This is a genomic window from Streptomyces lavendulae subsp. lavendulae (assembly GCF_002803845.1).
GTDB classification, from domain to species: Bacteria; Actinomycetota; Actinomycetes; order Streptomycetales; family Streptomycetaceae; genus Streptomyces; species Streptomyces lavendulae.
This window is the reverse complement of sequence record NZ_CP024985.1, coordinates 8608111-8621394: the sequence shown is the minus strand read 5'-3', so window position 1 is coordinate 8621394 and position 13284 is coordinate 8608111. Positions and strand designations below refer to the sequence as shown.

Below are 13284 nucleotides of genomic sequence, written 5' to 3'. Positions count from 1 at the left end.
CTTCGATATCACTGAACAAGCCTTCATTTCAAGGCAGTTGGCTTCAGCGCGCGTTGTCAGTGGGGGCTCGTAGGGTGCGGGAAACCGACGCGGTGGGAACGCCGCGGGGCGGGTTCGGTCCGCATGCCTGGCATGAAGGTGAGGTAACACAGTTGCGTACGTTGGCTTCGGAGGAGCGCAGGGCCGCGGGGCGTGGTAACGGGGGCTGGGTGTTCCCCGATCTGGTGGTCGAGACCTGGGGGGAGCTGGCCTGCTTCACGCGGCCGGAACTGAAGGCCGAGCGGGTGAGCTACCCGGTGATGACCCCCTCGGCGGCCCGGGGCCTCCTGGAGGCGATCTTCTGGAAACCGGAGTTCAGCTATGTGATCACCAAGATCGAGGTGCTGTCGCCTATTCAGTGGGTGCAGGTGCGACGCAACGAGGTCAAGTCCACGATCAATGCGGCCACGGTGCGGGATCTGCGTGCGGACTCCAGCCGGCGCTACGACGTTGAGGCAGACCGGGACCAGCGCAGCACGATGGCATTGCAGGACGTCCGGTATCGCATCGGGGCCCAGGTGGTCACCGCTGCGCACGCGGGTGCTCCGCAGGAGAAGTTCCGTGAGCAGTTGCGGCGCCGGGTGGAGCGCGGGGCTAGCTTCTCTCAGCCGTTTTTCGGTTGCCGGGAGTTCACCGCGTTCTTCGGTCCCGCGGACTCCTCGAAGGCGGTCGGCCCCATCGCTCGTACCGAGGAGCTGGGCGTGATGCTGCACTCCATCGCGTACACGCCGCAGGGCGAGCGGTATCGCTGGTTCAGGGCCAGCCTCGTCGACGGAGTGCTGAACGTCCCCCTGCAGCCGCTGCCCGACGACGCGGTCGCGATGCCGCAGGCTCCGTGGCGTGCGACCGGAGCGGGGGCATGAGCGCATGCTGCTGGCACGTCTGACCGAATACTCCGAGCAGCTGGGCGGTTCGCTGCCGCCTGAGTTTTACCGGCCTAAGCAGATCCACTGGATTCTGCACGTCAAAGAGGACGGGAGTGGAGCGGGCCTAGTATCCCGGCGGCCGCCGCCCAAGGCTCGGGACCAGGCACTGATCACGCCCGTCCCGTACGTGCAGCGTTCCGGGACCAAGGTGCCTCCCTACCTGCTGGTGGATACCGCCGAGTTCGTGCTCGGTCGGGCCAAGAACGCTACTCACCCCGACGGCCCCTCACCGAAGGACGAGGAAGAGGCCCAGCGCCGGCATGCCGCCTACCGGGACCTCGCCCTGCGCTGGGCACAGGGCGAGCCGGACAATCCCTCCGCCATCGCCCTGCGCGCCTTCCTCGCCGCCGGCGGCCTCCCGAAGCAGCAGCACCCCGAAGATCTTGACGCCAAGGACACCGTGGCCATCATGGTCGGGACACACTGGCTCCACGAAGACCCCTCAGTCCAACGGGTGTGGTCCCAGGTGGCGCGCGAACGCAAGGGAGGAGCGGGCCAGCGGGGACTGTGCTTGATCTGCGGCACCCTGGGTGACCTGCTGGCCACCATCCCCGAACCCGTGAAGAAGGGCGCGATCCCCACCACTGGCGGGAGCAACGAAGGCCAGCTCATCAGCATCAACACCTCCGCCCAGGGCCGCGACGGCGCCACACAGTTGGCCAACACCCCCGTCTGCGACCGATGCGGCCAGCAGGCGATGTCCACCCTCAACCACCTCCTGGCCAGCGACACCAACCGCCGGCGCTTCCCGGACAGCGTGATGGTCTGGTGGACCCGCACCTCAGCCGACGACTCGCCGATGGCACTGCTGTACCAGGACCAGCCCGACCCCGCAGCGGTCAGCCACCTCATCGAAGCATTTCGCCAGCGCCCCAGCTCCGCGGCAGCCGACCGTGTGGACCCCAACGACTTCTACGCCCTGACCCTGGGCCTGAACAACGCCCGCATCGTCGTCCGCGAGTGGCTTGAGGTCCCCCTTGAGGATCTGAAGGTGAACGTGGGCGCGTGGTACCTGGACCACGGCGTCCATGACGGATGGACCGGCCAGTCCCGGTACGTGCCGCTGTGGCTCCTCGCCCTGTCGGCCGGCCGTCACGACGGGGACCGCTACGTCAAGGACAGTGCGCCTCACGGCCTCGAAGCTGACCTCGCTCGCTGCGCGCTGCGCCGCACACCACCACCGGCCAGGCTGTTGCCCTCGCTCCTGCAGCGCATCCGAGCCGACCATCACATCGACGCGCCCCGCGTCGCTCTGCTCCGGCTCATCCTCAATCGATCCGCCGACCCCAAGGACCACCTGATGCCCACCTTGGACCTCTCCAGCGGTGACCCCGCCTACCTGTGCGGGCGCGCCTTCGCCGTCCTCGAAGCCGTCCAGCGCACCGCAATGCGCGATGTGAACACCACCATCAGGGACAAGCACTTCAGCGCCGCGGTCACCGCCCCCGGAGTCGTCCTGACCCAACTGCGCATCGGAGCAAACGCCCACCTCAAACGCCTGCGCAGGGACCGCCCAGCCGCAGGATCAGCACTGGAGAGCCGGCTCAGCGAGGTCTTCAGCGCCTTCCGCGACGACATCCCCCTGCACCTGACGCCCCGCGAGCAGGGCCGGTTCGTCATCGGCTACGAACAGCAGCGCGCCGCGGACCGGGCCGCCGCCAAATCCCACAGCACCCCCGGGAAGAGCACCGACCCCGACCCCGAGCCGTAACTCTTCCCCCCAGCTGCTGCATCCGCAGCCCACACCGGCTGACGGCCTCTCAAGAACGGACCATCATGACGCAGGCACACCTCGACCCGACCCGCAAGCACGACTTCGTCTTCCTCATCGACGCCACCGACAGCAACCCCAACGGGGACCCGGACAACGGCGGCATCCCCCGCACCGACCCGGTCACGGGCCAAGGCCTGATCACCGACGTCGCCATCAAGCGCAAGATCCGCAACACCATCGCACTGATCAACCGAACGGAGAACAAGCCCGGCTACGAGATCTACGTCGAAGCCGGCGTCGCCCTCAACGCCCAGCACGAGCGGGCATACACCCCCGAGAGCGGGGCGACCAACCAGAGCGAAGCCCGAGCCTGGATGTGCCGCAACTTCTTCGACGTCCGCATGTTCGGCGCCGTCATGTCCACCGGCAAAAAGGACAAGCAGGCCGGCCGCGTCCAGGGACCCATGCAAATCTCCTTCTCCCGCTCCATCGACCCCATCACCCCCTTCGACATCGGCGTCACCCGGGTCACTCCGACCAAGCAGGAAGACATCGACGCCTGGCACAACCCTGAGGAGGGCAAGAAGGGCAAGGAGACCGAGATGGGCTCCAAGCACATCGTCCCCTACGGCCTCTACCGCGGCGCCGGACACTTCAGCGCCCCACTCGCCGCCAAGACCGGCGTCACCAGCGACGACCTCGCAGCCTTCTGGCGAGCCTTCACCCTCATGCTCGACCACGACCGGGCAGCAGCCCGAGGCGCCCTCGCCCTGCGCGGCCTGTACGTCTTCACACACGACGATGCCTTCGGTCGGGCCCCCGCCCACACCCTCCTCGACCGAATCCACATCAAGCCCCTCGGCGACGTAAGCGCCCGCAGCTTCACCGACTACGGAACCGTCGAGATCCGGGACACCGACCTGCCCGCCGGCATCACATTGACCCGAGTCATCGGGTGAACAACCAGAGCTACGACTCGCCACCCGACACGCCACGTCGGCGGTCGTGGGCCGCTCCCCTACCGGATACCCGGCGAATCGCAACCCCCGCCCGACCGTGCCCCGGGCTCTGCGGGCGGCGGTCGCGCAGGCGGAGGTTGTCGCCGGGCTGGAGGTAGCCAGCCATCTCCAGGCGGGCCCGGTCTGGGACGCGTTCCTCGCGGTGCGGCGGGAGGAACTGATGCCGCAGGCGTACGTGCGGCGCAGCGGGCCGGAGGAGACCCCGCCGCGCTGGGACCTGCTCGGCTGGTCCGCGCCCGCGCACCAGGAGAAGTTGCTCGGGCTGCTGTACAGCAGGGAGGGGAGCGTGCCGGTCCAGCACCGCGGCGAGCTGGTCCCGGCCGTCCACCGAGGCCGCGATCGGGCGGGTCGATGCCTGCCATATCCAGCACGGCTGGCATGCCCGTCGCGTTCCAGCAACGCCTGGGCCTGCTGCCAGGCCTTCCAGTGGCCGGGAACTCCCCCGCATGCATGATCACCGAACGCCTCGAACAGGACGGGCCGGGTGGGGCGCCCACGTGGGAGTTCCGCGTCCAGGGATTCGGGCCCGACGGCAAGTCCGCCGCCGACACCCTGGCCGACGCCGTCCGTACCTAGGACCCGGAACTGAGCGACCGCGCCAGCCCCGTGCTGACGTTCCTGCCCGCGGACACATCAGGCCCCGTTGTGCCCGTCGGGGGACGTCGTCGACAAGCCGCTGGGGCGCATCGCGGTCACCTGGACGGGACGTGACCGGCACGTCGGCCCGCGCGTTGAACGGAACGCGGGAGGGGACGGAGGGACAGAGCGGTGATCATCTGGATCAACGGGGCGTTCGGGGCCGGTAAATCGACCCTGGACGCCGGGCTCCGCGAAGCGCTGCCCGGCTCGGTGGTCGCGGACCCGGAGGACGTCGGCAGCCTCCTGCGCAGCAGCATGCGCGGCCACCCCCATGCGGTGCGGAACTACCAGGAGTATCCGGCCTGGCGCCGTCTGACCGTCCGGCTTGTCACCGAGCTCCACCACCTGGCCGGTGGCACCGTCATCGTGCCCATGACCGTCCTGCACCAGCCTTACGCACGGGACATGCTGGAGCCCCTCGCCGCTCTCGGTGTTCCCGTCCACCACCTGGGGCTCCATACGGATCCCTCACCTCTGCGGGCCCGCATCGACGCCTCCCTTGAGTACCCGCACGACGAGGCGCGCAGCGAGGCCGTTCGGGCGCACCGGCGGCGCGGCATCAACGACTACGAGCAGGCGTTCAAGGCGTGGCTGAACACCGCGCGGGTGATCGACACCGGCAGCCTCACCCCCGGCCAGGTCCTCGAAGCCGCGCTCGCCCAGCTCGCCCGCACCTGAGAACCCGGAGGATCCATCCCGTGACCACTCTCGCTCCCCAGGCCGTCGTCCGGCTCGGGACCCGGCCCAGCCCCATGGCCATGGAGCAGACCGGACGCTTCGCCCAGGCGTTCCACGCCTGCCACCCGCAGCTCACACTCGACATCCGCAAGATCACCTCGGAGGGCGATGCGCACCGCGGTCCCTTGTCCCAGATCGGTGGCAAGGGCGCATTCACCCGCCGCGCGGACACCCATCTCCTCGACGGCCGCGTCGACGCCACCATCGCCTGTGCCAAGGACCTTCCCGGCTCCCACGACCGGGCCCCCGGGACGGCCGTCGCCGCGGTCCTGCCCCGCGAGGACGTCCGTGACGTCCTCGTCCTGCCCGTCGGCCACCAGCCCGTCACCCTCGCCGAGCTGCCCCCCGGCACACGGGTCGGCACCAGCGCTCCCCGCAGGGCAGCTCTCCTGGCCTCTCTCTTCCCCCAGCTCGTCCCCGTTCCGATCCGCGGAAACGCCGACAGCCGCCTGGACCGCCTCGATCACGGCCGGCTCGGCGCCGACGTGATGATCGCGGCGCTCGCAGGCCTGCGGCGCCTTGGCTTCGCGGACCGGGCCGGGGAAGTTCTCGACCCCACCCTGTGGCTGCCCGCCACCGGCGCCGGGATCATCGTCGTCGAGCACCGCGCCGACGACACCGTCACCGGCGGACTGCTCGCGCCGCTCACGCACCCCGCCACCCGGATCCTCCTCGACGCGGAGCGGGCCGTCCTCGCCGAACTGGCAGGGGGCTGCCTCACCGCGGCTTCCGCACACGCCACCCTCGACGACACCGGCCGCGTCATCGTCCGAGCAGCCGTCCTTGACCCGGCCGGCGGCCCGAGCGTGCGCGCCGAAGCCTCCGGCTCCACTGAACACGCCGCCGAGATCGGCAGGAGGACGGCCCGAGCTCTCCTGAACGCCGGTGCGCTCCGGCTCCTCGCCGTCACACACGAGTAGGCGGACCACATCCCTCGGGCCCCGTCGCCCGCCTCCTGCCTTCAGCCAGGCGCCTCCTCGGCATCCTGCCGGGAAAGTCCCCGACCGCGGAGCTCACCCCATGCGAAAACCCCGCCTCATCGCCATCAGCGGCCCTCCCGGGTCCGGGAAGTCCACCCTAGCCCGGGCCCTTGCGGCCGAACTGGGCTGTCCCTCCATCCTCCGGGACGAAATCAAGCAGGGCATGGCGGACACAGCCTCCGGCCTGTTCCGAAGGACATCGAAGACCTCAACGTCCCCGTCACGGACACGTTCTTCGCCACCCTCGACGTCCTGCTCCGCGCCCAGGTCACCGTCGTCGCCAAGGCCGCCTACCAGGACCGGCTCTGGCGGCCCGGCCTGCAACCCCTGGCGGACATCGCCGACCTGTGGGTCATCCGCTGCCACGCCCCCGCCCCTACCCTCACGGACCGGATCAGGGAACGGGCCGCCCTGGATCCGCACCGTGCGGCGCACGCCGACGAGCAGTTGCTCAGCGACATCGCCGCCGGCGCCTACGACCCGGAGGCCTTCGCCGAGATCTCTCTTGGCGCACGTGTCCTGCGTGTGGACACGTCCGACGGATACCGGCCTACCCTGGCCGAGATCACCGCACGCGTCCAGGCCGCATGATCACCATGCTGCTCAAGCAGCCCCGCGCAGTCACAGCCGGGCCAGGCGCGGCCCCGGCGGCTCCCGCCTGCAACGCTCCCGAAGGGCTCACCCGTGACACGCTCCTCGTTGCCGTCCTTGCTGGCCGTATTCGCACACCCAGACAATGAAGCGCTCGCCGCCGGCGGAGTCCTCACCCAGCACGCAGCCGCCGGAGCGCGCACAGCAGTCGTCACCACCACCTGGGCTCCAGACACCCGGCGTGCCGCCGAACTCGCAGACGCCCTTCACCTTCTCGGCGCGGGCAAGCCCCGCATGCTCGGGTACGCCGACCTGCGCGTATCCAAGTCCTCTCCCGGCCGGGCCCGTCTCTGCGACGCCATCCAGGAAGAAGCAGTGAATCGTCTCATCGCCCACATCCGTGCAGTGCAGCCTCAGGTGATCGTGACCCACGACGCATTCGGGTCCGGTCACCCCGACCATGTCCGAACCCACGAGGTCGTCCGCCAAGCCGCACTGGCCGCGGGCATCGAGGGCGTCCGCCCGGCAGCGGGCCGTCCGTGGAGGGCCGGCGCTGTCTACGGCGCCGCGTACCCCCGCTCGGAGAGCGCGGTGCTGGACGCGCTGTTGGCTCGGCCGGAAGGCGCCTGCGCACAGTGACGGACGACATGGCGCACGTAGCCGTCGACGTCCGGCCCTGGCTGGACCGGAAGAACGCGGCAATCATGGCTCACCGCAGCGAGACGAAGCGGGCGAGGTCCCTCCCAAGGCTCCTGGCCCGACTTCCGGCGTCGGAACGGAACGCGGTCATGGCTACCGAGTACTTCACACGGCTCGATCCCAGGTACCTACCGGGCCCCGAACGGCTCGAAGGCCTGACCGTCTGAACCCCGGCTCTCCTACGCGCGGAACCATGGGAGTCCGTCAAGCCCTCGTGACTGCCTGAACGGCCACTCCGAGAGCCCGCCGGAGCGCCTCCCGGCCCGTCGAAGCCGAGTCCATCGTGACCGCAGCCGTGGGTGCGGTGCGCCGCAAGCCACCACCCAGGGTCGAGGCCCTCGTCCACGCCCGGCGGGCCCGCGCTTGCTCGCACCTCGACGAAGCACGCTACTGGGCCGACCTCGCCGAACAGAGCCGGGACGCAAATGAGCCGGAGGGGGCGTACGGACGACCCTCGCCGAGTCCCAGGGCTCACACGCCTCCACCCAGCTCGACATGAACCGTCCCGGCGACGCGGAACCCACCTTCGCGGCCGCCGCCCGCGCCTTCGACGGCGGCGCGGTCCGCACCCACGCCCTCTACCGCGCCCGTCAGGCCGATGCGCAAGGGCGTGATGGCCATCACGAGCAGGCATGCGGCACCGCGCACCAGGCCCTGGACCTCACCGACCAGATCAGCTCCCAGCGCATGGCCAGGCCTCTTCAGGACCTCGTCGCCACCATGACCTCCCACCAGACCCTGTCGGCCGTAAGCGAGTTTCGCGACCGGATCGCCACCACCGGCTGACCCCACCCGGCTGGCCCGGGAAGGTCAGATGATCGGCGGGCGCCCGGCACGTGTCAGGCGCCACGCGGTACGCCACGACATCGCACGGCGCTCTCCCGCGTCCCCGCGCACGAAGGCCGAAGCGGTCACCGGCAGGATCCGGGTCCCGGGGCCAGGCCCGGTGCTGGCCCATCAACACGCCGCCACCAAAGGGGACTCGAATAACGCGGCCTTGGACGCTCCCGCGGCGGACTGACCAGCAAAATCCACCTGGCGTGCGACGGCCGGAGCAGCCCGCTTGCCTTCCTCGTCACTGAGCAGCGTCCGTGGACGGTCTGGAGTGAGGCTCGCCGCTCCCGACCCTCGCCGCCGTTCGGGGCGTCGTCGGGAACCTCGGCGGGTGTGGGTCATGCCAGAGGCTTATCTGCGGCGAATTTTCCAGTTGTCCGGAACTCGCTTTCCAGTTTTCCCTTGAGCTGATGATCCGATGGGAAAATTGCCCCTTTAGAGGGACAGGCCACAGCGGGCATGCGGCGCTAACCTCGTCGCCACACCCCCGAACCATCAGGGTCTTTCCGCGTTTTCCACGTTTTCCTGCGCCTGGGATGGCTCCGGTTTTCGGTGTGCGCGGGATCGGGGGCGTAAAGAAGATCACTACGGTGTGAAGGAGCTGGTGTGGACGGGATGGGTGATGCGGTGCCGGTGGGGGTGGCGTGGCAGAAGTCGGCCGCGTGCAACGGGTATGAGGACTGTGTCGAGGTGGCCCGGCTGGCGAACGGGAACGTGGGGGTTCGGAACTCGCGTTTACCGGACGGGCCGATGGTGCAGTTCACCAGCGCTGAGCTGGCCGCGTTCCTGGACGGGGTCGGCAAGGGCGAGTTCGACTGGATGACCAGCTGATACGAGGATCCGGTTGCGGAGGGCCACGCGAGGAACTCAGACTGCGACGGTGGTGAGAGTTCACCACCGTCTGCAAGGGAGATTCGCGTGGCCGATCGGCCGTCCCACCCGCTCGCCCGGCTGGTGGACCCGGAGGGGCTCGACAGGCACCAGTCCGGGACGACTCTGGCTCGCCGCCTGTGGGGCCTTGAGCTGCGGGAAGCGCGCGACAACCTCGGGTGGACAGGCGCCGAGGCCGTCCAGCGGGGTGCGGTGAGCTCAACCACTGTCCTGAGCCGACTGGAACAGGGGAAGCTCAGGGCCAAGGTCACTACCTCGGTGGCGGAGGCGCTGGTGAGGGCCTACGGGGTCGATGAGGTGACCGCGGTGTCGTGGCGGAGCCAGGCTGCTGCGATCGAGAACGAGCGGTCCCGGCCCGGCGGGGAGGTTGCCGTTGTGGACGGTGATTTCTCGGCGTCGCCGGCGTTCGAGGACATTCTGCGCCTGGAACGGCGTGCCTCGGAGATCATCTCGTTCGCGGGAGTGTTCGTGCCGGGGCGGGTGCAGACCCGGCAGTACAGCAGGGTGGTGATGGAGCGCGCGTGCGATGGGCGGCCCGAGCTGCTGGTGCGGGTTCCCGAGCGTCTGCGGCAGCGTCATCAACGGCAGGAGCTGCTGGAGTGGGGCACCGCGCTGCACTATTCGATGATCATCGACGAGCACGTGCTCACGACGCCGATCCCGGGTGAGGCTCCAATGCTGGAGCAGTTGCTGGAGCTGCAGAAGCTGGCCAGGAGCCGGGAGTGGATCCATCTGCGGGTGCTGCCCCGCAGCCAGTGGGCGCACGAGCTGCCGAAGGCGATGACGATGTCTCTCTTCCGGTTTCCCGCGGAGCAGGCGGAGTCCGGTGAGGCTGCGGCGCCTCCGGCGATTCTCTACCTGGAGGGCAGCAGTCCAGAGGTGAGCCGTCTGTACACGGATCAGGCCAGGGTCGACCAGCATGACGCGAACCTGAACATGCTGTCCAACCTGTCGCTGGACGCGGAGGACAGTCTCGGGTTCATCCAGGAACAGGTCAGCCGGTTCGAGGCGAAGCTGCGGGGCGGTGCCGCGGTCCGTCATGGCTGCACGGGAGCGGGGCTGTCACGGTACGCGGGCCACTCCCCCGTACTGGACCCAGCCGGCGGGGGCGCCGGACTCGGGCTGGGGGGGATGACCCGGGTTCCAGCGGGCCACGTCGCCGGGGGCGTTCTGTCCCAGCATGGTGAGGCCGGCGAAGAAGCGGGCGACGTCGTCGCGGGGACGGATGTTGCCCCAGTGCCGACCCAGCGTGTGCCTTAGGAAGTCGCCGATCTCGGCCCGGATGTCGGGGTCGTCGTGGGTGAGATGCGAGATGACGAGGTAGCTGCCGCTGGGCAGCCGCCCTGTCAGGCCGCGGATCAGGGACCAGGGGTCCTCGCGGTCGGGGATGCATTCCAGGACCCAGCCGAAGAGGACGGCGACGGGCAGGCCGGCTTCGAGGAGGCGGGCGACACGGGGATGGCGCAGGATCCGGGCGGTGTCGCGGATATCGGCGCACAGGACGGTCGCGGCGGTGGCGTCCTCGGCCAGGATCAAGCGGCTCTGGCCCAGGGCGACGGGGTCGTTGTCGACGTAGACGACGTGGGTGTCGGGGCGGGCTTCGCGGGCGATCTCGTGGACGTGGGGGCGGCGGGGGATGCCCGAGCCGAGGTCGAGGTAGCGCCGGACCTCGTGCTGGGCGGCAAGGTGGCGCACCGCGCGGCCGAGGAAGGCCCGGTTGATGGTTGCGAGTTCGCGAAGGCGCGGTGCCAGGCCCAGCAGGTCCGCGCAGGCACGACGGTCGGACGCGTAGCCGCCCTGTCCCCCGAGGAGGTGGTCGTACATGCGGGCCAGACTAGGTTTGGTGACGTCGATGGGCACAGGCTCCCCCTGGGGCACGGCGGCCTGCCCCGCTGGCGGGTAGCGGGGTTGGCGGGTTCGTGGGCGGAAAAGCGTTCATCATAGGGGGCGAGCCCCTTGTGAAAATACCTGCCCACGCCGCGGGGTGGATTCGTTCTTCGGAAAACCGGCGAGATCTCTTCGGGTGTGTATTCGTGCTGGTAGGGCGCACGCGAGTGCGCCGGTCCCGTGATCAGCGGTCAAATATGCCGGAGGGATTTCCGCTGCCGGGGCGGGGCACGACACTGCGGTAGAGCGATTCGAACGCGGCCGGTTCCATACCCATCGCCTCGGCCGCCCGGTCCGCTTCCAGGCCCACGCAGTGCCGCAGTAGGAAGGCGTCGGCTGCCGGCCGCGGGAGTTTGTCGAGCGGGGAGGGGGGCCTGGCCGGGCTGGCGTGGACAGCACGGGAGAGCAGTGTCCAGGCGCCGCCCGCCGGCGAGGGACACCGCAGCAGGCCTGCCCAGCCCAGCTCGATCTGCTTCCACACCGCCTCGACGACGTCCCCCGCGTCATCGTCTCCGAGGCGCACGGCCGCGTACTGGCGGTAGGCGGAATCGAATCGGGCCTTGAACGCCGTGCGGGCTGTCTGCTCGGCGGCCCGGACATCCTTGCGCCCCGTTCGAGCGGCCGCCCCGGTCCCGCATGCCTCCAGGACCGGGGAAGCATGGGGAACGCGGCCGGAAAATGCCGTGATCATGGAAAGTCCTTGCTCGGGTGCCAAGGGATGGTCCGGTTGGCGGACCGTGGACTTGGCCGGATCTGATGCCGCTGGATGGGTGCAGGTACAGGCCGGCACTCGGGCCGGAACGAGTCGGGGCCGAAGGGGCTACGGAAGAAAAGGGCCGGGGCCGCTGGCAGCGGCCCCGGCCCCGCACTTCAGCGCGACACGCCCCACAAGACGAGGCGGCGGCCGGGACATCAGCGGCGCAGCGCCACCCTGAACAGCAGGGCCGTCCGGTCGCTGAGGACCAGCGGGGTGGCTGCCAGTACCGCGGACTCGTCCAGCTGCCCGGTCACCACCCCGACGACAAGCAGCGTCGTCAGCAGCGACGACCAACGCACCACACCGGAAAAGAAGGCGCGGAAATGTGTTTCGAGCGGGGGCGGGACCGGAATGCTAAATCGGGGGATCACCGGCCGCAAGGGCCTACTTGCACGTTCGATCATGTCGTTCCTTTTGACGGGGTACGCGATGGTCGAACCCCCGCGGGACTTCGGGGCATGCCCGCCCCGGAGTCCCGCACACCGGGGGATCAGGCTCAGCGAAACACGCCTCCCCCGGCCGTCCTAGCTCTTTCATCAGACGGCATCGCCGCACCGTATATCGCGCCCGGACGCGCCCGGAGCCGTCGGCGACGACAAGACAGAACAGATTTCTAGCAATTCCGCTCACACTGGAACATCAACCAGACCGAGCTGGGCGGAAAACGACTGTCATGGCCGGGAATCCATGCGGATCACCCGAACAGACGTCACACTCACGGGTGAACCAATTTCCCTAAAATCACGTCGCGCCCCAGATTTCCGCCCCCCAACCCGCGCCCCACGGCACGGCACTGTTCCCTCGCCGGAACTCCATCCGCCAAGGGCATTGGCTGGGCACTCGCTCGGGAAGGAGTCTCGGTCACGGCAGAAACCGACACCCCTTCGGGTACCCCGGATGCCAGCCCCGGTCCCTGAGGCCCTTGAGCTGGCCGGCGGCCTTCTTGATCTGCTTGCGGATCGGGGCGAGGGCCTCCAGCCGCAGCGACCTCGCCTACGCCCTGAACGCCCTCGGGCGACACCAGGAAGCGGCGGACCTCAACGCCACCACGCTCGCCGCCCGCGAAAGTATGCTCGGCCCCGACCACCCCGACACCCTCACCAGCCGCAACAACCTGGCCGCCGCGCAGCAGCACCAGCAGGCCGGGACACGGCGTGGTCGCAGGTGGCGGGGACGTCGTGATCGTCCGTGAACTGTCGTGGGGCAGCCGGTCGGAGGCTCCGGGATGGCGCATGCGGTAGACCTCCCGACGACGGTCGGCAACAGCGGTTCGAGCTGACCGACGCTGTCCCTTTTGACGGCACGGATGCGGCGGACCTCTCGACGAGTACTGGTGACGCGGGCCGTTTTCGAGGGTGCCGTAACTGCACCAGGGCCGACGTCCAGAGGGTCGCGATGTGGCCGCCTCCTGGCCGGAGCCCGGACAGCCATTCGGGCGAGATGTGGTCGACGGAGAACGTGGCCAGGACGACGTCGTAGGGGGCGCCCGGCCGCCATCCGTCGGCGCCCGGCCGACCCTCTTCAGGTTCTCCTGCGCGCCGGCGGCGAGGTCGGGACGAAATCGACCGTG

General features: G+C 69.5%; 15 protein-coding genes and 4 pseudogenes. 15 read left to right on the top strand and 4 right to left on the bottom strand.

Translation table 11 applies throughout. The annotated features are described in order from the left end of the window. Positions 1-209: 209 nt before the first annotated feature. The 11 genes and pseudogenes from cas5c to SLAV_RS41930 all read left to right on the top strand — a co-directional run bounded on the left by cas5c (position 210) and on the right by SLAV_RS41930 (position 8131). Entirely contained in the window at positions 210-902 is a 693-nt protein-coding gene (gene cas5c / locus SLAV_RS39110) for a type I-C CRISPR-associated protein Cas5c (RefSeq protein ID WP_037688829.1), read from the top strand. A 4-nt stretch (positions 903-906) separates the two neighbouring features. Next, positions 907-2676 (top strand): type I-C CRISPR-associated protein Cas8c/Csd1, encoded by a 1770-nt coding sequence (gene cas8c, locus SLAV_RS39105; protein WP_078950659.1) that lies wholly within the window; start codon positions 907-909, stop codon positions 2674-2676. Between the two features lie 65 nt (positions 2677-2741). Continuing rightward, entirely contained in the window at positions 2742-3638 is an 897-nt protein-coding gene (cas7c, locus tag SLAV_RS39100) for a type I-C CRISPR-associated protein Cas7/Csd2 (protein WP_030239890.1), read from the top strand. Positions 3639-3735: 97 nt separating this feature from the next. Continuing rightward, positions 3736-4152 carry a hypothetical protein gene (locus tag SLAV_RS39095; RefSeq protein WP_030239892.1) on the top strand — a complete coding sequence of 139 codons (417 nt, stop codon included), beginning with the start codon at positions 3736-3738 and terminating at the stop codon, positions 4150-4152. Continuing rightward, on the top strand, positions 4149-4274 hold the full coding sequence (locus tag SLAV_RS43305) for a hypothetical protein (protein WP_267884276.1): 126 nt from the start codon (positions 4149-4151) through the stop codon (positions 4272-4274). Before SLAV_RS39095 ends, SLAV_RS43305 begins: the two co-directional genes overlap by 4 nt. Before the next feature lie 192 nt (positions 4275-4466). Beyond that, a complete protein-coding gene (locus SLAV_RS39090) occupies positions 4467-5015 on the top strand; it encodes an AAA family ATPase (RefSeq protein WP_030239895.1) in 549 nt (182 codons plus the stop codon). Positions 5016-5035: 20 nt separating this feature from the next. Continuing rightward, the gene (hemC, locus tag SLAV_RS39085; RefSeq protein ID WP_030239897.1) at positions 5036-5995 is read left to right on the top strand and encodes a hydroxymethylbilane synthase; all 960 of its coding nucleotides are present in this window, start codon (positions 5036-5038) and stop codon (positions 5993-5995) included. A 100-nt stretch (positions 5996-6095) separates the two neighbouring features. Next, a pseudogene (locus tag SLAV_RS43475) lies at positions 6096-6158 on the top strand (hypothetical protein); the annotation flags it as partial. 344 nt (positions 6159-6502) lie between these two features. Continuing rightward, positions 6503-6646 carry a hypothetical protein gene (locus SLAV_RS42970; RefSeq protein WP_234333907.1) on the top strand — a complete coding sequence of 48 codons (144 nt, stop codon included), beginning with the start codon at positions 6503-6505 and terminating at the stop codon, positions 6644-6646. A 93-nt stretch (positions 6647-6739) separates the two neighbouring features. Further along, a complete protein-coding gene (locus tag SLAV_RS39075) occupies positions 6740-7285 on the top strand; it encodes a PIG-L deacetylase family protein (RefSeq protein WP_335341817.1) in 546 nt (181 codons plus the stop codon). Between the two features lie 555 nt (positions 7286-7840). Beyond that, on the top strand, positions 7841-8131 hold the full coding sequence (locus tag SLAV_RS41930; protein WP_051841432.1) for a hypothetical protein: 291 nt from the start codon (positions 7841-7843) through the stop codon (positions 8129-8131). Between the two features lie 24 nt (positions 8132-8155). On the opposite strand, the pseudogene SLAV_RS42965 reads toward SLAV_RS41930, so the two are convergent. After that, a pseudogene (locus SLAV_RS42965) lies at positions 8156-8242 on the bottom strand (glycosyltransferase family 2 protein); the annotation flags it as partial. A 99-nt stretch (positions 8243-8341) separates the two neighbouring features. Here SLAV_RS42965 and SLAV_RS41925 point away from each other — a divergent pair. From SLAV_RS41925 to SLAV_RS40690, 3 genes and pseudogenes are all read left to right on the top strand, one after another. Then, a pseudogene (locus SLAV_RS41925) lies at positions 8342-8425 on the top strand (IS5/IS1182 family transposase); the annotation flags it as partial. Between the two features lie 369 nt (positions 8426-8794). Further along, positions 8795-9010, top strand: coding sequence for a DUF397 domain-containing protein (locus tag SLAV_RS39055; protein WP_030239899.1), 216 nt, complete (start codon positions 8795-8797; stop codon positions 9008-9010). An 87-nt stretch (positions 9011-9097) separates the two neighbouring features. Then, positions 9098-10048 (top strand): annotated as a pseudogene (locus SLAV_RS40690) (helix-turn-helix domain-containing protein); the annotation flags it as partial. Between the two features lie 84 nt (positions 10049-10132). On the opposite strand, the gene SLAV_RS42960 reads toward SLAV_RS40690, so the two are convergent. The 3 genes from SLAV_RS42960 to SLAV_RS41395 all read right to left on the bottom strand — a co-directional run bounded on the left by SLAV_RS42960 (position 10133) and on the right by SLAV_RS41395 (position 12016). After that, positions 10133-10930 carry an SAM-dependent methyltransferase gene (locus SLAV_RS42960; RefSeq protein WP_158740932.1) on the bottom strand — a complete coding sequence of 266 codons (798 nt, stop codon included), beginning with the start codon at positions 10928-10930 and terminating at the stop codon, positions 10133-10135. 211 nt (positions 10931-11141) lie between these two features. After that, positions 11142-11648: a hypothetical protein gene (locus SLAV_RS39045; protein ID WP_030239906.1), complete on the bottom strand. Its 507-nt coding sequence runs from the start codon at positions 11646-11648 to the stop codon at positions 11142-11144. Positions 11649-11869: 221 nt separating this feature from the next. Next, positions 11870-12016 carry a hypothetical protein gene (locus SLAV_RS41395; protein ID WP_158740934.1) on the bottom strand — a complete coding sequence of 49 codons (147 nt, stop codon included), beginning with the start codon at positions 12014-12016 and terminating at the stop codon, positions 11870-11872. A 620-nt stretch (positions 12017-12636) separates the two neighbouring features. On the opposite strand from SLAV_RS41395, the gene SLAV_RS42955 reads away from it, so the two are divergent. Beyond that, the gene (locus tag SLAV_RS42955; protein ID WP_030239911.1) at positions 12637-12906 is read left to right on the top strand and encodes a tetratricopeptide repeat protein; all 270 of its coding nucleotides are present in this window, start codon (positions 12637-12639) and stop codon (positions 12904-12906) included. Positions 12907-13284: the final 378 nt, after the last annotated feature.